Origin of the sequence: Rhizobium sp. NFR07, from assembly GCF_900111905.1 — a bacterium.
Classification (GTDB): domain Bacteria; phylum Pseudomonadota; class Alphaproteobacteria; order Rhizobiales; family Rhizobiaceae; genus Neorhizobium.
In genome coordinates, this window is sequence record NZ_FOKM01000008.1 from 261593 (window position 1) to 280241 (window position 18649).

Consider the following 18649-nt stretch of genomic DNA (forward strand, 5'->3'; position numbering starts at 1 on the left):
TGCGATTGCTATTCCGCCGCCTCGACCTTTTTCGCCGGACGCCGTTCGAGAAGTTCCTTTAGGAACTGGCCGGTATAGGAGCGCTTTTCCTTGACGATCTGTTCCGGCGTACCGGACGCGACGATCTCGCCACCACCCGTGCCGCCCTCGGGACCGATGTCGATGATCCAGTCAGCCGTCTTGATGACTTCGAGATTGTGCTCGATGACGACGACGGAATTGCCCTGATTGACCAGTTCGTGCAGCATTTCGAGAAGCTTCGCGACGTCGTGGAAATGCAGGCCGGTGGTCGGCTCGTCGAGAATGTAGAGCGTGCGGCCGGTGGAGCGCTTCGACAGTTCCTTGGCGAGCTTGACGCGCTGCGCCTCGCCGCCCGACAGCGTGTTCGCCTGCTGACCGACCTTGATATAGCCGAGGCCGACATCGAACAGCGCCTGCAGCTTGTCGCGCACGGCAGGTACCGCCGAGAAGAACTCGACACCTTCCTCGACCGTCATGTCCAGCACGTCGGCGATCGATTTGCCCTTGAAATGCACGTCCAGCGTCTCGCGATTGTAGCGCTTGCCGTGGCAGACGTCGCAGGTGACGTAGACGTCGGGCAGGAAGTGCATCTCGATCTTGATCACGCCATCGCCCTGGCAGGCCTCGCAGCGGCCGCCCTTGACGTTGAACGAGAAGCGACCCGGCGCGTAACCGCGCGCCTTGGCTTCCGGCAGGCCAGCAAACCAGTCGCGGATCGGCGTAAACGCGCCGGTGTAGGTGGCCGGGTTGGAACGAGGCGTGCGGCCGATCGGCGACTGGTCGATGTCGATCACCTTGTCGATATGCTCGAAGCCGTCGATGCGGTCGTGTTCGGCCGGGATTTCGCGCGCGCCCATGACGCGCCGAGCCGCAGACTTGTAGAGCGTCTCGATCAGGAAGGTAGATTTGCCGCCACCCGATACGCCGGTAACTGCGGTGAAGACGCCGAGCGGCACCGCCGCAGTGACATTCTTCAGGTTATTGCCGCGCGCGCCAAAAACCTTGAGTTCCTTGCCCTTCTTCGGCTTGCGGCGCTCCGTCGGCACGGCGACACCGAGTTCGCCCGACAGGTATTTTCCGGTCAGTGACTTCGGATTGGCCATGACCTGCTGCGGCGTGCCTTCCGCCACCACGGTGCCACCATGAATGCCGGCGGCCGGGCCGATATCGACCACGTAGTCGGCGGTCAGGATCGCGTCCTCGTCATGCTCGACGACGATGACGGTGTTGCCGATATCGCGCAGATGCTTGAGCGTATCGAGCAGGCGCGCATTGTCGCGCTGGTGCAGGCCGATCGACGGCTCGTCCAGCACATAGAGCACGCCGGTGAGCCCCGAGCCGATCTGCGACGCCAATCGGATGCGCTGGCTTTCACCACCCGACAGCGTGCCGGAATTGCGCGACAGGCTGAGATAGTCGAGCCCGACATCATTGAGAAACTGCAGGCGCTCGCGGATCTCCTTGAGAATGCGGACGGCAATCTCATTCTGCTTGGCGTTCAGGTGTTCCGGCAGTGCCGAAAACCAGTCGCGCGCCAGCTTGATCGACATTTCGGTTGTTTCGCCGATATGCAGCTTGTTGATCTTCACCGCCAGCGCTTCCGGCTTCAGGCGATAACCGGCACAGGCCGGGCAGGGGGCCGCCGACATGTAGCGCTCGATCTCCTCGCGCGCCCAGGCGCTGTCGGTTTCCTTCCAGCGGCGCTCGAGGTTCGGCACGATGCCTTCGAAGGTCTTTGTCGTCTTGTAGGAGCGCGCGCCGTCGGCGTAGTTGAACTCGATCTTTTCCTCGGTGCCCTGCAGGATCGCCGTCTGCGCCTCGCTGGACAGCTTGTCCCACCGATCGGACAGCTTGAAGCCGAACACCTTGCCCAGACCTTCGAGCGTCTGGTTGTAATAAGGCGAGGAAGACTTGGCCCATGGTGCGATGGCGCCGTCACGCAGCGTGCGCGCCGGTTCCGGCACGATCAGGTTCTCGTCCACCTTCTGCTGCGAGCCGAGGCCGTCGCAGGTCGGGCAGGCACCGAAGGGATTGTTGAAGGAAAACAGCCGCGGCTCGATTTCCGGAATGGTGAAGCCGGAAACCGGGCAGGCGAATTTTTCCGAGAACAGCACGCGCTCATGGGTCTCGTTGAGCGACTTGTTGGCCGATCCGCCGGCAGCGGTCTCGTTGGCAGGCAGGGGCTTGTCGGCGAATTCGGCGACCGCAAGCCCGTCGGCCAGCTTCAGAGAGGTCTCAAGGCTGTCCGCCAGACGCGCGGAAATATCCGGCCGCACGACGAGACGGTCGACCACGACATCGATGTCATGCTTGTATTTTTTGTCGAGCGCCGGCACATCGGCGATCTCGTAGAACTGACCGTCCACCTTGACGCGCTGAAAACCCTTCTTCATCAGGTCGGCGAGTTCCTTCTTGTACTCGCCCTTGCGACCGCGGATCATCGGCGCAAGAATGTAGAGGCGGGTACCTTCCTCGAAATCGAGCACCCGGTCGACCATCTGGCTGACAGTCTGGCTCTCGATCGGCAGGCCGGTGGCCGGCGAATAGGGAACGCCGACGCGCGCAAAGAGAAGGCGCATGTAGTCGTAGATTTCGGTAACCGTGCCGACCGTCGAGCGCGGGTTGCGCGAGGTCGTCTTCTGTTCGATCGAGATTGCCGGCGACAGCCCGTCGATCTGATCGACATCCGGCTTCTGCATCATTTCCAGGAACTGGCGCGCATAGGCCGAAAGGCTTTCCACGTAGCGGCGCTGACCTTCCGCATAGATCGTGTCGAAGGCGAGCGACGACTTGCCCGAGCCGGAAAGGCCGGTCATCACGATCAGCGAATTGCGGGGCAGATCGAGATCGATGCCCTTCAAATTGTGCTCGCGTGCACCACGTATGGAAATGGTCTTGAGTTCACTCATCGTCATGCCTTTTGGGAGGCCCATATGGGAGGATTGAAGGCCCTTATGTAGTGATTGATCCGCCCCTGTCGAGGCGAAACTGCCGCAACGCGGCGAGGTTTCGAGTCCGTTGACAGGAGTATAGGAATAAAATAGAACAAATAAAGAACAAAATTCACCAAAATGCGGTTGCCCACTTGAGGCTGTTTTTCGGTGTCGTGCGCTTAGCTGTGGATGAATGGGCAAGGGGAGGTCGCGTCCGGCGCGGCCGATGGTTTATGGTGAACCGATTGGTTTTTGAGCCGCGGTGGCGGCAGAGTAAGGTGAGAAGATTATGGCAGGTAGCGTCAACAAGGTCATTCTGATCGGCAACGTGGGGGCAGACCCCGAAATCCGTCGGACCCAGGACGGCCGCCCGATCGCCAACCTTCGCATTGCGACGTCGGAAACCTGGCGCGACCGGAATTCCGGCGAGCGCAAGGAAAAGACCGAATGGCACACCGTCGTCGTCTTCAACGAGGGCCTCTGCAAGGTCGTCGAACAGTATGTGAAGAAGGGCGCCAAGCTCTACATCGAAGGCGCGCTACAGACCCGCAAGTGGCAGGACCAGAGCGGCAATGACCGTTATTCAACGGAAGTCGTGCTGCAGGGCTTCAACTCGACGCTGACCATGCTTGACGGTCGCGGCGAGGGCGGTGGTGATCGCGGCGGCTATGGCGGCGGCAGTGGCCGTGGCGGCTCGAGCGATTTCGGCGGTGGCGGTGACGACTTCGGCGGCGGTTATGGCGGCGGCAACGATTACGACCGCAAGCCGTCTTCCGGTGGTCAGCAGGGTCGCGGTGGCCAGTCTTCAGGGGGCAATTTCTCCCGCGATCTGGACGACGACATTCCATTCTGATCCAAAGGCGCCGTAAGGTGCCTTTTCTCATCGATAATCTGCGTATTTTGACGATAAGGAGTTTTTAATGAGCGATGTTGCGATCACCCCGAAAGCACCATCCACCTGGCGGATCGTTCTGGCCGCCATCCTGGATTTCTTTACGATCTTCTGGGTGGCAGGGCTCGCCGTCGCTTGGCTGTTCGGCGGCATGACCGACAATGGTTTTTCGCTGGATGGCGGCCCGGCCTTCCTGTGCTTCGCGCTGATGGTGGCCTATTTTGTCGTCTTCAACAAATATCTCGGCGGGACGATCTGGAAGCGCATCCTCAAGGCTAAGCGCACGGATCGCTAGGAAATATGGGCTACGCGGTCAGAGATTGAATGCTGACCGCACCCCGTCCACGACGAACTGCACCGATAGCGCGGCGAGGATGACGCCGAGGAGCCGGGTCAGGATGGCCCGGCCGGTCACGCCGAGGAAACGGTCCAGCTTTTCGGCAAGCAGCAGGGTGAGATAGACCGCCAGCATCATCAGCGCGAGAACGCCGATCAGCAGAACGCGGTCGAACACGGTTGTAAAGGTGCCGGCCAGCAGAACGGTTGCCGAGATCGCACCGGGTCCGGCAATCAGCGGAATGGCGAGCGGAAAGACGGCAAGATCGCGCAGGTGGTCGATGGTGATCGCCGCCTGGGATGTCTTCTCCTTGCGCTCCTGGCGTCGTTCGAACACCATTTCAAAGGATATCCAGAAGAGCAGCAGGCCGCCCGCGATGCGGAAGGCGCCCATCGAAATGCCGAGCAGTCCGAGCACGCCCGCGCCGAACAGGGCAAAGACGGTGAGGATGCCGAAGGCGATGATCGAGCCACGCAGCGCCACTTGGCGGCGCTGTGCCGCCGTCATGCCGACCGTCAGGCCGAGGAAGACCGGCGCAAGACCCGGCGGGTCCAACGTCACCAGCATCGTCGTCATCGCATTGATCAGCGCGTCGGCGGTGGCCATGTCCTGTCCTCTTCGTTTGCAAACGCGCCATGGCGTATCGGCGTGTATAAGCTCGCGGCTGTAGAAGATTGCGGCACACGCTGCAAGGGTGGGGTTGCACGGCTTCGCGCCATGCCCTATGCCCGACAGGCGACAATACGCGTCCGGCGGTCCTTGGCCGGGCTGGATTGCCTTCCTTCCGTCGCAAAACCTGTTCAAAACCTTGAATGGAAAAGGTGGGGAAATTGGCGCTTCCGCTCGCTTTCCGATATAAACAGCCACCTGATTCCGAATAGAGATCGTGACCCGTTTTGACTGAACAAAGCACACCCGGCGGCGGAAAGCTGCCCCCAGGCATCGAACCCATTTCCATCATGGAAGAGATGCAGCGGTCCTATCTCGATTACGCCATGAGCGTGATCGTCAGCCGCGCGCTTCCCGATGTCCGTGACGGCCTGAAGCCGGTTCACCGGCGCATTCTTTACGGCATGTCCGAACTCGGCATCGACTGGAACAAGAAATACGTCAAATGCGCCCGTGTTACCGGGGACGTGATGGGTAAATACCATCCGCACGGCAACTCGGCGATCTATGATGCGCTGGCCCGTATGGCACAGGACTGGTCGCTCCGGCTGCCGCTGATCGACGGTCAGGGCAATTTCGGTTCGATCGACGGCGATCCGCCGGCAGCCGAGCGTTATACCGAATGTCGCCTTGAAAAGGCTGCTCATTCCCTGCTCGATGATCTCGACAAGGAAACCGTCGATTTCCGGGACAACTACGATGGCACCCTGTCGGAGCCCGTCGTGGTTCCGGCGAAGTTCCCGAACCTTCTGGTCAACGGCGCAGGCGGCATCGCCGTCGGCATGGCGACCAACATACCGCCGCACAATCTCGGCGAAGTCATCGACGGCTGCATCGCGCTGATCGACAATCCGGCGATCGACCTGCCGGAAATGATGGAAATCATCCCCGGTCCGGACTTCCCGACCGGCGCGATGATCCTCGGCAAGAACGGTATCCGCTCGGCCTACGAGACCGGCCGCGGTTCTGTCATGATGCGCGGCGTCGCCACCATCGAACCGATGCGCGGTGATCGCGAGCAGATCATCGTCACCGAAGTTCCCTACCAGGTGAACAAGGCCTCGATGATCGAGAAGATGGCCGAATTGGTCAAGGAAAAGCGCATCGAGGGCATTTCCGACCTGCGCGACGAATCCGACCGTCAGGGCTACCGCGTCGTCATCGAATTGAAGCGGGATGCCAATGCCGATGTCATCCTCAACCAGCTCTACCGCTACACGCCGCTGCAGACCTCCTTCGGCTGCAACATGGTGGCGCTGAACGGCGGCAAGCCGGAGCAGCTGACGCTGCTCGACATGCTTCGCGCTTTCGTCTCCTTCCGTGAGGAAGTCGTCAGCCGCCGCACGAAATACCTGCTGCGCAAGGCGCGCGAACGCGCCCACGTCTTGGTCGGTCTGGCGATTGCGGTCGCCAATATCGACGAAGTCATCGCGCTCATCCGCCGTGCGCCCGATCCGGCGACCGCCCGCGAGCAGTTGATGACCCGCCGCTGGCCGGCCCATGACGTCGAGGCGCTGATCCGCCTGATCGACGACCCGCGCCACAAGATCAACGATGACGCGACCTACAACCTCTCGGAAGAGCAGGCCCGCGCCATCCTCGAACTGCGTCTCGCCCGTCTGACCGCCCTCGGCCGCGATGAAATCGCCGACGAGTTGAACAAGATCGGCGCTGAGATTTCGGATTACCTCGACATCCTGTCCTCGCGCATCCGCATCCAGACGCTGGTCAAGGAAGAGCTCGCCGCCGTTCGTGACGAATTCGGCACGCCGCGCCGCACGCAGATCCTCGATGCCGGCCTCGACATGGACGATGAAGACCTCATCGCCCGCGAGGACATGGTCGTGACCGTCTCGCATCTCGGCTACATCAAGCGCGTCCCGCTCAACACTTATCGCGCCCAGCGCCGTGGCGGTAAGGGGCGGTCCGGCATGGCGACGCGCGACGAGGATTTCGTCTCGCGCCTGTTCGTGGTCAACACCCACACGCCGGTCCTGTTCTTCTCCTCGCGTGGCATCGTCTACAAGGAAAAGGTCTGGCGCCTGCCGATCGGCACGCCGCAGTCCCGCGGCAAGGCGCTGATCAACATGCTGCCGCTGGAACCCGGCGAACGTATCACCACCATTATGCCGCTGCCCGAGGACGAGGATAGCTGGGCAAACCTCGACGTCATGTTCGCAACGACGCGCGGCACCGTTCGCCGCAACAAGCTCAGCGACTTCGTCCAGGTCAACCGCAACGGCAAGATCGCCATGAAGCTCGAGGAGGAGGGTGATGAAATCCTCTCCGTCGAAACCTGCACGGCGCCGAACCACGCAATCGGCATCCCGGGCGATGATGTTCTACTGACGACGGCGCTCGGCCAGGCGATCCGCTTCCCGGTCGATGAGGTCCGCGTCTTTGCGGGCCGCAATTCGATCGGCGTTCGCGGCATCAATCTCGGCGACGGCGACCGCATTATCTCGATGACGATCGTCAGCCATGTCGATGCAGAGCCGTGGGAGCGTGCCGCTTACCTGAAACGTTCGGCGACCGAACGTCGCGCCGCCGGCGTGGACGAGGAAGACATCGCTCTTGTCGGCGAGGAAGTCACTGAAGAGGGACAGTTGACCGACGAACGTTACGAAGACCTGAAGGCACGCGAACAGTTCGTGCTGACGGTCTCGGAAAAGGGCTTCGGCAAGCGTTCGTCGTCTTACGACTTCCGCACATCCGGCCGCGGCGGCAAGGGCATCCGTGCCACCGACACCTCGAAGACCAACGAGATCGGCGAACTCGTCGCAGCCTTCCCGGTCGAAGACGGCGACCAGATCATGCTGGTGTCGGATGGCGGTGTTCTCATCCGCGTTCCGGTCGGCGGCATCCGTATCGCCAGCCGCGCCACCAAGGGTGTCACCATCTTCTCCACTGCCAAGGACGAGAAGGTCGTGTCCGTCGAGCGCATCAGCGAGCCGGAAGGCGACGATGAGGTGGCAACCGACGAGCTTGGCGAAGGTGCGGGTGATGCCGGCGATGCGACCGATAACGGTTCGGAGCCGGAAGCCGGTGACGACAACGGCGCCTGAGGGCGCCGTTCAAGTGCCGCTCGAACCGGGCGGCGCATCATCTTCGAAATGAACAGAAGAAAGCCGGAGAACTCGCGTTCTCCGGCTTTTTCAATTGGATCCCATCGCCTTTGCCTTGGGAGGACGGCGTTCCCTCGTCAGAACGCCGTGTGGCGACGGGCAAAACTCTCGATATCCTCGCGCTCGCGGCGAAGTTCGGACAATGTCGATGCCAGGAGCGCGACGCACAGGCTGCTGAGCAGTCCGGCGAGGGTCGTAAGCGTCACGATCATGGTGCGCTCCTTAAACCGAATGCCCCGGCTTAATAGTAGGAAATGTCCTGGTAACGACCGGTAACCTGCGGGTAGCTGGTGTCAGTCGTGTTGGAACGATCCTGGTAAAGCGTGACGGTAGCCGCCAGCATCACGGCGATCATCGAGGTCCATACCAGGTTGATCATCGCGACCTTGTCGAGCATGAGCGAGTTCTTTCTCGTGAACATCTCCGTCTTCCTTTTCTTTTGCCTGATCGCTTCATGCGACCAGGTTCCACCGCATTTTGAGAGAAGACTATCTGAACGGCTCTGAAGCGACCCTGAAGGGTCCGTTCATCTGGCGTTCATCTTTCTCCGCCCTCAGGCGTCGATCTGGTCCGCGGCGATCAACAGTGCCTCCAGCATCAGGGATGCGAATACTGCGGCGATCACGATCAGGACCAGCATAGGTTTCTCTCACGACACGGACGGGATGTTTCCCGCCACGGTTTGCAATAAAGCAGGTTGCTGCTGAAACGACCTTGAATGGCCCGTTCATCTGCGGTTCAGGCGTCCAACCCTTGCGCAGGCGCGACCGACGTGACAAAAGGCCGTTGAATTTTCACCGGCCAGTTCAGGCGCCAGGTAGAAGGCCAGGCAAGGCATGACGACCGCTTTTTATCCCGGATCCTTCGATCCGATGACGAACGGGCATCTCGACGTGCTTGTTCAGGCGCTGCAGGTGGCAGACCGGGTGATTGTCGCGATCGGCGTTCATCCGGGCAAGACGCCGCTCTTTTCGTTCGAGGAGAGGGCAGATCTGATCCGTGCGTCGCTCGCTGAGGCGCTTCCCGAAAAGGCCGGCAACATAGACGTCGTATCCTTCGATCGTCTGGTCGTGGATGCGGCGCGTGCCAACGGCGCGAGATTGCTCATTCGCGGGCTGCGCGACGGGACGGACCTCGATTATGAAATGCAGATGGCCGGCATGAACCGCCAGATGGCGCCGGACGTGCAGACGGTCTTCCTGCCGGCCGGCACGGCGTCACGGCCCATAACCGCCACATTGGTTCGCCAGATCGCTTCCATGGGCGGCGATGTGAGTGCCTTCGTGCCGGCGCCCGTTCTTGCCGCCCTCAAGTCGAAATTCGTCCGCTGATTGTTCCGAAACACGGAGTTTACAATGAAATTGCTTCATCTCGGCTTTGCCGGCCTGGTTGCCCTCGCATCGACGATGACCTCGGCCTATGCCGACGATCTTCTGACCATCCAGCTCAAGGATGGCCCGGTCGTCATAAAGCTCGCGCCGGAAGTGGCACCCAAGCACGTCGCCCAGATCGAGGCGCTGGCGCAGAAGGGCGAATACGACAACGTCGTTTTCCACCGTGTCATCGAGGGCTTCATGGCGCAGACCGGCGACGTCGAGTTCGGCAAGCAGGGCGGATCGAAGTTCAACCCCAAGCGCGCCGGCATGGGCGGTTCCGAAATGCCGGATATCCCGGCCGAATTCTCCAAGGTGCCGTTCAAGCGCGGCACGGTCGGCATGGCCCGCTCGCAGGATCCGAATTCCGCCAATTCGCAGTTCTTCATCATGTTCGATGAAGGCGCATTTCTGAATGGCCAGTACACCGTCGTCGGCCAGGTTCAGTCTGGCATGGAATTCGTCGACAAGATCAAGCGCGGCGAGGGCGGCAACGGCGAAGTGACCAATCCCGACAAGATGGTCAAGGTCACCGTCACAAAGAAATAACTGCGCAGAGCGCCCACGTTTTCACTAGAAAAGCCTCAAAAGGCAAAGAAGGAGACACTTATGGCCGAGATCAAGGATCCCGAAAACACCCTCATCATGCAGACGACGAAGGGTCAGGTCATCATCTCGCTGCTTCCGGACCTCGCGCCGGAGCATGTCGCCCGCATCAAGGAACTGGCACGCGAAGAGGCCTATGACGGCGTCGTCTTCCACCGCGTCATCCCCGATTTCATGGCCCAGACTGGCGACGTGAAGTTCGGCAAGAAGGGCGGCGAAAGCTTCAACCCGTCGCGCGCCGGCATGGGCGGTTCCGACAAGCCGGACCTGAAGGCTGAATTCTCGGCCGTTCCGCACGTTCGCGGCACCTGCTCCATGGCCCGTTCGCAGAGCCCGAACTCGGCCAACTCGCAGTTCTTCATCTGCTTCACGGATGCTCCGTGGCTGAACAAGCAGTATTCCGTCTGGGGCCAGGTCATCGAAGGCATGGACATCATCGACCAGATCAAGAAGGGCGAGCCCGTCCAGGATCCGGATTCGATCACTTCCGTCCGCGTCGCAGCCGACGTTTAATTCGACCTGACGATTTTGGCCCGCTCCGTCGTCCGAGGCGGGGCGGGCCTGCTTTTTGAGAGAACCATGCGCGTCGACCTATTCGATTTCGATCTGCCGGAAGAAAACATTGCGCTGAGGCCCGCAAGCCCGCGGGATAGCGCGCGCTTTCTCGTCGTGCGTCCGGATTCCGATCCGGTTCTGGCCGATCATCGCGTGTCGGAACTCGCAGATTTTCTGAAGCCCGGTGATGCGCTGGTCTTCAACGATACCAAGGTCATTCCCGCCCAGCTCGAAGGCGTGAGACATCGCGAAGGGGCGGGCGGCCAGCAGGTTTCGGCAACGCTGCACATGCGCACCGCGGCTGATGTCTGGAAAGCCTTCGCCAAGCCCGGCAAGCGCATCAAGATCGGCGACCGCATCGAATTCGGCCATTCCGGCGACACCTGCCTTCTCGGCTCGCTGACGGCGACGGTTGAGGAGAAAGGCGAGGGCGGTGAGGTTACGCTTCGCTTCGATCTGTCCGGTCCGGCGCTCGACGAGGCGATCATGTCCGTCGGCCATATCCCGCTGCCCCCTTACATCGCCGCCAAACGCGCCGAGGATGCCAAGGACCGGCAGGACTACCAGACCATCTATGCCCGCGAGAAGGGCGCCGTTGCGGCCCCGACCGCCGGCCTGCATTTCACGCCCGATCTGTTTGCCAGCCTTGATGCTGCGGGTATCGAACGCCACTTCGTCACCTTGCATGTCGGCGCCGGAACGTTCCTGCCGATGAAGGTGGACGACACGGTCGACCACAAGATGCATCAGGAAATCGGTTACGTCAGCGCCGAGACGGCAGAAAAGCTTAATGCTGTGAAGGCGAGGGGCGGGCGCATCGTCTGCGTCGGCACCACGTCTCTGCGCCTTATCGAGAGTGCCGCGATCGACGACGGCATGATCGAGCCGTGGACCGGTCCGACCGGCATCTTCATCACGCCCGGCTATCGCTTCAAGGCGGTGGACATGCTGATGACCAATTTCCACCTGCCGAAATCCACCCTGTTCATGCTCGTCTCGGCCTTTAGCGGCCTGGAGACGATGCAGAGCGCCTACGCCCATGCCATTCAGGTGGGCTACCGCTTTTATTCCTATGGCGATTCCAGCCTGCTTTTCCGGAAAGACTAGATGACCAGCGAGAACTTCCAGTTCACCCTGAAGAAGACCGATGGCGGCGCCCGCCTCGGAGAAGTATCGATGCCGCGCGGCACGATCCGCACCCCGGCCTTCATGCCGGTTGGCACCGTCGGCACCGTCAAGGCCATGTATCTCGACCAGGTGAAGGATACTGGCGCCGACATCATCCTCGGCAATACCTATCACCTGATGCTGCGCCCGGGCGCCGAGCGCGTCGCACGCCTCGGTGGCCTGCACAAGCTGATCCGCTGGGAGGGCCCGATCCTGACGGATTCCGGCGGATTCCAGGTCATGTCGCTGTCGGGCCTGCGCAAGCTCGACGAGAAGGGCGTTACCTTCAAGAGCCATATCGACGGCTCGCTGCACCACATGTCGCCGGAGCGCTCGATCGAGATCCAGGGCCTGCTCGGCTCAGATATCCAGATGCAGCTCGACGAATGCGTGGCACTGCCGGCCGAACCGCGTGAAATCGAACGCGCCATGGAAATGTCGCTGCGCTGGGCCGAGCGCTGCCGCGTCGCTTTCGGCGAGCAGCCGGGCAAGGCGATGTTCGGCATCGTCCAGGGCGGCGACATTCCCGCACTACGCGTCCGTTCGGCGGAGGGCCTGAAGCAGCTGGATCTCAAGGGTTACGCGGTCGGCGGCCTCGCCGTCGGCGAGCCGCAGGACGTGATGCTGTCCATGCTGGATACGACGCTGCCGGTCCTGCCGACCGAAAAGCCGCGCTACCTGATGGGTGTCGGCACGCCGGACGACATGCTGAAATCGGTCGCTCGCGGCATCGACATGTTCGACTGCGTCATGCCGACCCGCTCCGGCCGTCACGGCCTGGCCTTTACCCGCCGCGGCCGCGTCAACCTGCGCAATGCCCGCCACGCAGAGGACATGCGCCCGCTCGACGAGGAATCGAATTGCCCGGCCGCCCGCGACTATTCCCGCGCCTACCTGCACCACCTCTGCCGCTCCGATGAAGCGCTCGGCGGCATGCTGCTCTCGTGGAACAACCTTAATTACTACCAGGACCTGATGAAGGGCATCCGCCAGTCGATCGAGGAAGGCCGCTTTGCGGATTTCTATGCGAAGACGCAGGAGGAATGGGCGAAGGGCGATATCGATCCTGTCTGATGAGGCGGGCGCCTTTAGCTGATCTCCCCCTTTGTGGGGGAGATGGCCGGCAGGCCAGAGGGGGGCTCAACACACTCCTCGTCTATTGAGTTTGCGGTGCCACCCCCCTCTGTCACTTCGTGACATCTCCCCCACAAAGGGGGAGATCACCGGGAGCACGCCGCGCCACCTCATCTCCCAAGCGGCGGCGATACCCGCCTTTTGTTCAATTTCGCCCGATCAAATTCCCTGGCTGGCCGTATTCGGCATCATCCGCACACCGTTCACCTTGTACGACCCGTCATCCAGCAGCCGCATCTCGTAGATCGCAGTCCAGTCCTTGCCTTCCCTGGCGCTGATCATCACCTCCTGAAACACCAGTTCACCGCCGCCGACCAGTTTCGATCGGCCGAAGGCGTAGTTTCCGGCGTGGTAGACCGGCTCATAGTTCTTCTGAACCATGGTGAGGAACGTGTCCTTGTCGGGGTAGATGCTGCGGATATCAGGCGAGGCGTAGGAATAGGCGCGGTCCGCATCGTCAGCGATCAGCGCATCGATCTGGCCGGAGATCACGGCCTGCGCATCGGCGACCGGATCGTCGGCATGGGCGGCGGGAACGGATACGAGCATGAGGGACGCAACAAGAGAAGCAAATCGAACGGCCATCGGACAGTCTCCAGCAACGATCATCGAATGGTAGCGCGTTTCTCATTGCTGAAAAGATGAGCGTGGAGATATTTTCATCATACGGGGCAATCCGGCGGCCTGTTTCGAGAAAATCGATCTGCGAACATCGAACCACGCAGGGCAGGGTCCCGTCATCAGCGCTTGTCGCGCCTGTGGCCTCCTGCCACGAATGATGGACTGATTCGATCGGAATGCCTTGATGATCCTGCTGCCGCCCGCCCTGCTTTATTTCAGCAATGCCATCCTCTTCATCTCGCTCTTCACCCGCCTGCCGTCCATTCAGGAGACGATGCAGATCGACAAGGCGATGCTGGGCTTGGCCTTGCTGAGTGCGCCTGTCGGCACCTTTCTGGCGCTGCCACTGGCTGGACGGATCACCGATCGCCTGACCCCGCGGCTGACCGCCGTCATCACGCTGCCGATTGTCGCGCTCCTCAGCCCGCTTCTCACCGTCTTTTCCCTGCCGGGCTTCGTCATCTGCTTCTTCTTCTTCGGTTTCGTACGCACCATTTTCGACGTCTCCGCCAACATGATTTCCGCTGGCATAGAGCGGCGCACCGGCGTCAAGGTTCTGTCGCGCAGCCATGGCTTCTGGTCGGTTGGCCTGCTTTTCGGCTCGCTGGCCTCCGGTTTCCTGGCAGGCGAGGGCGTCTCGCCGACCATCCAGCAGAGCATGGCGGCAGGCCTCGCGCTCCTGGCCTGCCTCACTGTGTTCCTGCTGATGCCGGCAGATCCGCCGGCAGTGGCGCCCCCCGTGCGCCGCTCGGCCTATGTCCTGCCGGACCGGATCATCATTTTGATCTGCATCATGGTCTTCGGCCTCTGCATTGTCGAAGGCGCCGTCTATGACTGGGGGATCTTCTACCTGCGCGAGGTCATGGGCGCGGATCCGGCACTGGCCGGCATGCTCTATGCCGCCTTCACCGTTGGCATGGGCGCCACCCGCATGGCCGGCGACATGCTGCGCGACAGGTTCGGCGCGCTGGCCTTGATCCGCTTGTCGGCGATCACCGTCGCCGCCGGCATTATCCTGCTGGTGACGGCGCCATCCTTCACCATGGCGGGCGCGGCACTGTTCCTCATCGGCTGCGGCATCGCACTCGCCTTCCCGCTCGCGGTCGCCACCACGATCGCGCTCGGCAAGGGCCAGCCGTCTGAAAATCTGGCGGCGTTGGCGCTGACGTTGATGCTGTCGACGATCGGCGTACCGCCACTTCTCGGCTTCATCGCCGAACATGTCAGCCTGTCGGCGGCCTTCATCGTGCTTCTGCCCTGTGTTTTCCTCAGTTTCCTGATGGCGCCTGTGGCCGAAGGAAAACGCCCGTTCCGCCTGCGCATGCGATAGCTGTGGGAAAACGGGCGAGGGTGGGTTTGGCCGAATCGCCTGCCCCTAATTGGCCATAAGAATGGATCAGGTCTTGAGCCGTCGGGCGAGAACCCTTACCACTATCCAACACCATGATACCGAAATGCCGAAGACAGGTGACGCTCCTTGATCGACCCCTATGACATCCTTGGCCTTTCGCGAGACGCGGATGCCGCGGCCATCAAGTCCGCCTACAGGAAGCGCGCGAAATCCGCCCATCCGGATACCGGTGGCGATGCCGAAGTCTTCGCCGACCTGAAGCTCGCCTATGAACTTCTCGTCGATCCCGTGCGCCGCAAGGTCTTCGACGATACTGGCTATGACCCTGAACTTGCCGACACCAAGGACCTGCAGGGCCTGGTGATCCTGGAGACGCTGGTCAACGAGATGATCCTCGACGAGCGCGAGCCCGGGTCCTTCGATCCCGTGGCTTCGATGCGCCGCAAGTTGACCGACCGCATCGTCAACGCCCGCTTCCATATCCTCGAAATGGAACGCCACCGCGCCCGCATCCGCAATCACATGGACCGCATGGGCCGTAAGCCCGGCACCGACGTGCTCGGCCGCATGCTGAAGGCGCGTTGCGAGACGATCGGCGAGGCGATCAACAAATCCGAGACGGAGATCAAGACCATCGAGCAGGCCTATGTCATGCTCGACGGCTACAGCTACGAGCTGGAGATTGCCGAATTGAAGGACGCCGCCGAATAGCTTCGGCCGGGTTTCTGCTGCACATCATCTGAATTCCGGAGACATCATGTCGCTCACCATCCGTCCGGCCACCCGCGAGGACGCATCAACCCTGCTCGGCTTCATCCGCGAGCTGGCGATCTACGAAAAGGCCGAGCACGAGGTCGCCGCGACCGTCGAGACGATCGAACAGTCGATCTTCGGTTCGACCTCGGTCACGCAGGCGCTGGTCTGCGAGCGGGAAGGGCAGGCGATTGGCATGGCCATCTGGTTCTTCAACTATTCCACCTGGCAGGCCCGCAACGGGCTTTACCTCGAAGATCTCTATGTGACGCCGAGCGCCCGCGGTTCCGGCGCCGGCAAGGCCCTGCTCAAGCGTCTGGCGCAGATCGCTATCGACCACGGCTGCGGCCGCTTCGAATGGAGCGTGCTCGACTGGAATGAACCTGCGATCAGGGTCTATGACGCGGTCGGCGCCGAACCGCAGACGGAATGGATCCGTTATCGGTTGTCTGGAGATGCGCTGAAGGATTTCGCCGAAGGATGAGGGCACCTGCCGGACGTATCACGGTGCTGCGCAGTTTCTCGAAAGCACCACGACGAGGAAGGACAGGTTTATCGTCCATTTGAGCGCGCAAAGGAAAAGCACGGCGCGCCAGATCGATGATGTCTGCCCGGTGCGAACTCCCAGCTGAAACAGCCTTATGGCGCGCCATATGGAGAAGACAGCGCCCACCACAGCGATCTTGTGGATCTGCCCGCTGAGCGCGAATACGGCTTCGATCCCGATCTGCAGGAGAAGCAGCAGGCCAACGACAAGGGCCGGCACCAGGATATCCCGACGGTGGCGAAACGACCATGCCGCAATGCCCGGAATGACGAGCGCGGTCAGCACGCCGATCTTCATCCAGATCTGCACCGGCATGACATTGAAGGCGGGCAGGGACCGGAAGCGGTAGCTGCCCTGGCAGAGTTCCCCAAAGGCCGATGACTGAAACAGAACGACTGCGAACACACAGGCGACGACGGCAAAGATGATGTCGGCCATCGCAAGGCTACGTTTGGATTCCATTCAGTCGCTTTCCGCCCATTGCTCTGTTTACTGCCGTTCTGCTCGCCGGCTTCGGTCCGCCTGATAATAACGGGAACGAAGCTGGGTGCGGGGAGAGCTAATCGCCGTACCCAGCTTCTGCCGCAAAAGGGTTCAGCCGACTGGCTCTGCGGTCATCGCCTTTATTTCCCGCGGAGCACCCCATCTCATGTCAAATCAACAGATTTGCGTGACCGTTGAAACAATTGCCGAAATACCGTCTTGGCGCCGTTTGCGCTCCCTTGACGCTGACGATCCGCCGTCATGTGATCCTTAGCCGCTTCCATCGATCGGCAGTCTCGGTCTGCCATGTGATAGCCGGCTTATTGACATGGAGGAAGAGCAACATGACGACGATCGAACATCTGAACTCGGGAAAAATTCTGCCCTCGACATTGCCGTTTTCGGAAGCGGTGAAGGTGGGTGACACGATCTATCTATCCGGCCAGATCGGAAATATTCCCGGATTGCTGACGCTGCGTGAAGGCGGCATCGCGGCGGAGACCGGGCAGATGATGGAAAACATCAGGACCTCCCTGGAGGCGCATGGCTGCACGATGGCGGATCTCGTCAAGTGCACGGTCTTCCTGCGGGACATGGCCGAATGGGCAAGTTTCAACGAGGTCTACCAGACCTATTTCGAGAAAGGCCGATATCCGGCCCGGAGCGCATTGGGCTCTTCGGGATTGGCCTTCGACGCCCGGGTGGAGATGGAATGTATCGCCGTATCCCCACCGAGGTGAGCCGTTTCGATCCCTGGAGGAAATCGGGCCGCGCCGTCGAAACGGCGGCGCGGGCCCGATTTTCAGTTCAGCCCCAGCTGCCTGAGCAGAGACGCAAGGTTGCAATAGTCCGAACAACGCTTGAACCGACCGGCCTCGATCTCGAACATGCTTGCACCGCGAACGGAAATCGCGCGATTGGTTGCAGGCAGGCCGAGAAGCTCGCCGCCATTCGTTCCGGTCATTTCCCATTCGGCACTTGCATGACTGCCGGTGAAGATCTCGGAGGTTAGCCTGACGGCGAAATCCGGAAAGGCCGTGCGGACTTCGCGCGCGAAGTCCGTGATGTCTGCGATGCCGATGAAGACACGCTCGGTCGCGACGTCTTCATAGACGCAATCCTCGGTCAGGATCCCGGTAAAGTCCGCGTCACCACGATACGACCATGCGCTGGCCCATGCGGACAGCAAGGGGGTGAACTTTTCGATTGATGTCTCTCTGGGCTTCATATGGTTGCTCCGTCCCATGCGTTGCAGTCAGCCGCCCGATCAGGATCGGCGGCAGCACAAACCTGAAGCGTCCGCATGTACGGTGTGCGTCCAAATGCACTACGATTGTAATCGGCTCGAGCGCTGGATTGGTTCGGCGGCAGATGAGAACGATGACGCGGAGGGGACGAGTTCAGCGACAAGCCACAGCAGGAATCAGGGTGCCTCACTCAAATACAATGTGGCGGTGGAGTTGGAATGTCCGCTGTGATGCAAAGTAGAAATGTCCGCGGGGTCGGCGCACGGCACATCGATCAGCCCCGATCTGACCGGCTGATTCCGGTTGCAAGATCAGATCGGGGCGGGTGGTAAACACACCTCTTCGGCTTTAGCTTTGAGGCTATTCGAACGAGCATTCATTCTGCGGCTTGCTGCCGCAACAGTGCCTTCTCATGTCGCGCGATGACCGCCGGATCGTTCATGTAATCTGTCCGGGGACCGGGTTTCCGGCCACGCGGTTTATAGCCAATCTTCTCGCTGTTGGTCTTTACGTCCGGCTTCGGCTGCTGATCCTGGCGTTCCTTGATATAGGCCAGAACGTCACCCAGTCGCTTGTTCTCGGTGATCGCCGCATCCGTCAATCACTGGTCCCTGTCGAATACCGTGTAGGGCAGGGAATAACCTTTCCAACGCACGTCCAGGCGACCGTCCGCATAGGCATAGGTCTCGACATAGCGACCGACTAGCCCCCGCGTCACCTCGGTTTCCTGCAGCATGATCCGCTTGCGCTCGAACGAAAACGCCAGCTGCGCCCCGACATAACGTTGCTCGCGCTTGCACAGGATCTCCACCAATCGGTCCGGCGCCAGATTGAT

General features: G+C 61.1%; 19 protein-coding genes and 1 pseudogene. 12 read left to right on the forward strand and 8 right to left on the reverse strand.

From position 1 onward, the window contains the following. Positions 1-8 precede the first annotated feature (8 nt). The gene (gene uvrA, locus BM216_RS18765; protein ID WP_093000759.1) at positions 9-2930 is read right to left on the reverse strand and encodes an excinuclease ABC subunit UvrA; all 2922 of its coding nucleotides are present in this window, start codon (positions 2928-2930) and stop codon (positions 9-11) included. A 313-nt stretch (positions 2931-3243) separates the two neighbouring features. Between uvrA and BM216_RS18770 the strand changes: the two genes are divergently transcribed. After that, positions 3244-3807 carry a single-stranded DNA-binding protein gene (locus tag BM216_RS18770; RefSeq protein ID WP_093000718.1) on the forward strand — a complete coding sequence of 188 codons (564 nt, stop codon included), beginning with the start codon at positions 3244-3246 and terminating at the stop codon, positions 3805-3807. A gap of 67 nt (positions 3808-3874) precedes the next feature. Then, positions 3875-4141 (forward strand): RDD family protein, encoded by a 267-nt coding sequence (locus BM216_RS18775; protein WP_093000719.1) that lies wholly within the window; start codon positions 3875-3877, stop codon positions 4139-4141. An 18-nt stretch (positions 4142-4159) separates the two neighbouring features. Here BM216_RS18775 and BM216_RS18780 read toward each other — a convergent pair whose 3' ends face one another. Then, on the reverse strand, positions 4160-4789 hold the full coding sequence (locus BM216_RS18780; protein WP_093000720.1) for a MarC family protein: 630 nt from the start codon (positions 4787-4789) through the stop codon (positions 4160-4162). Positions 4790-5079: 290 nt separating this feature from the next. Between BM216_RS18780 and gyrA the strand changes: the two genes are divergently transcribed. After that, on the forward strand, positions 5080-7917 hold the full coding sequence (gene gyrA / locus BM216_RS18785; RefSeq protein WP_093000721.1) for a DNA gyrase subunit A: 2838 nt from the start codon (positions 5080-5082) through the stop codon (positions 7915-7917). 137 nt (positions 7918-8054) lie between these two features. Here the strand turns inward: gyrA and BM216_RS35040 are convergent, their stop codons facing one another. Then, positions 8055-8189, reverse strand: coding sequence for a hypothetical protein (locus BM216_RS35040; RefSeq protein ID WP_280141690.1), 135 nt, complete (start codon positions 8187-8189; stop codon positions 8055-8057). Positions 8190-8218: 29 nt separating this feature from the next. After that, positions 8219-8398: a hypothetical protein gene (locus BM216_RS18790; RefSeq protein ID WP_093000722.1), complete on the reverse strand. Its 180-nt coding sequence runs from the start codon at positions 8396-8398 to the stop codon at positions 8219-8221. 415 nt (positions 8399-8813) lie between these two features. Between BM216_RS18790 and coaD the strand changes: the two genes are divergently transcribed. From coaD to tgt, 5 genes are all read left to right on the forward strand, one after another. Then, positions 8814-9308, forward strand: coding sequence for a pantetheine-phosphate adenylyltransferase (gene coaD, locus BM216_RS18795; RefSeq protein ID WP_093000723.1), 495 nt, complete (start codon positions 8814-8816; stop codon positions 9306-9308). Positions 9309-9332: 24 nt separating this feature from the next. Next, positions 9333-9899 carry a peptidylprolyl isomerase gene (locus BM216_RS18800; RefSeq protein WP_093000724.1) on the forward strand — a complete coding sequence of 189 codons (567 nt, stop codon included), beginning with the start codon at positions 9333-9335 and terminating at the stop codon, positions 9897-9899. Positions 9900-9959: 60 nt separating this feature from the next. Further along, positions 9960-10469 (forward strand): peptidylprolyl isomerase, encoded by a 510-nt coding sequence (locus BM216_RS18805; protein WP_093000725.1) that lies wholly within the window; start codon positions 9960-9962, stop codon positions 10467-10469. Positions 10470-10535: 66 nt separating this feature from the next. Continuing rightward, positions 10536-11618: a tRNA preQ1(34) S-adenosylmethionine ribosyltransferase-isomerase QueA gene (gene queA, locus BM216_RS18810; RefSeq protein WP_093000726.1), complete on the forward strand. Its 1083-nt coding sequence runs from the start codon at positions 10536-10538 to the stop codon at positions 11616-11618. Beyond that, a complete protein-coding gene (gene tgt, locus BM216_RS18815) occupies positions 11619-12752 on the forward strand; it encodes a tRNA guanosine(34) transglycosylase Tgt (protein ID WP_093000727.1) in 1134 nt (377 codons plus the stop codon). 219 nt (positions 12753-12971) lie between these two features. Here tgt and BM216_RS18820 read toward each other — a convergent pair whose 3' ends face one another. Further along, positions 12972-13397, reverse strand: a complete 426-nt coding sequence (locus BM216_RS18820; protein WP_093000728.1) for a DUF4864 domain-containing protein — start codon at positions 13395-13397, stop codon at positions 12972-12974. Positions 13398-13617: 220 nt separating this feature from the next. Between BM216_RS18820 and BM216_RS18825 the strand changes: the two genes are divergently transcribed. The 3 genes from BM216_RS18825 (at position 13618) to BM216_RS18835 (ending at position 16021) form a co-directional block, all read left to right on the forward strand. Then, complete coding sequence (locus tag BM216_RS18825) at positions 13618-14763, forward strand: MFS transporter (protein ID WP_093000729.1); 1146 nt, start codon at positions 13618-13620, stop codon at positions 14761-14763. Positions 14764-14910: 147 nt separating this feature from the next. Next, a complete protein-coding gene (locus BM216_RS18830; protein WP_093000730.1) occupies positions 14911-15495 on the forward strand; it encodes a J domain-containing protein in 585 nt (194 codons plus the stop codon). 46 nt (positions 15496-15541) lie between these two features. Beyond that, entirely contained in the window at positions 15542-16021 is a 480-nt protein-coding gene (locus BM216_RS18835; protein ID WP_093000731.1) for a GNAT family N-acetyltransferase, read from the forward strand. Between the two features lie 18 nt (positions 16022-16039). Here BM216_RS18835 and BM216_RS18840 read toward each other — a convergent pair whose 3' ends face one another. Continuing rightward, complete coding sequence (locus BM216_RS18840; protein ID WP_093000732.1) at positions 16040-16546, reverse strand: hypothetical protein; 507 nt, start codon at positions 16544-16546, stop codon at positions 16040-16042. Positions 16547-16911: 365 nt separating this feature from the next. On the opposite strand from BM216_RS18840, the gene BM216_RS18845 reads away from it, so the two are divergent. Further along, entirely contained in the window at positions 16912-17307 is a 396-nt protein-coding gene (locus BM216_RS18845) for a RidA family protein (RefSeq protein WP_093000733.1), read from the forward strand. A gap of 62 nt (positions 17308-17369) precedes the next feature. On the opposite strand, the gene BM216_RS18850 is transcribed toward BM216_RS18845, so the two are convergent. Then, on the reverse strand, positions 17370-17795 hold the full coding sequence (locus BM216_RS18850) for an ester cyclase (RefSeq protein ID WP_177230834.1): 426 nt from the start codon (positions 17793-17795) through the stop codon (positions 17370-17372). A gap of 395 nt (positions 17796-18190) precedes the next feature. Continuing rightward, positions 18191-18649 (reverse strand): annotated as a pseudogene (locus BM216_RS18855) (ISNCY family transposase); the annotation flags it as partial.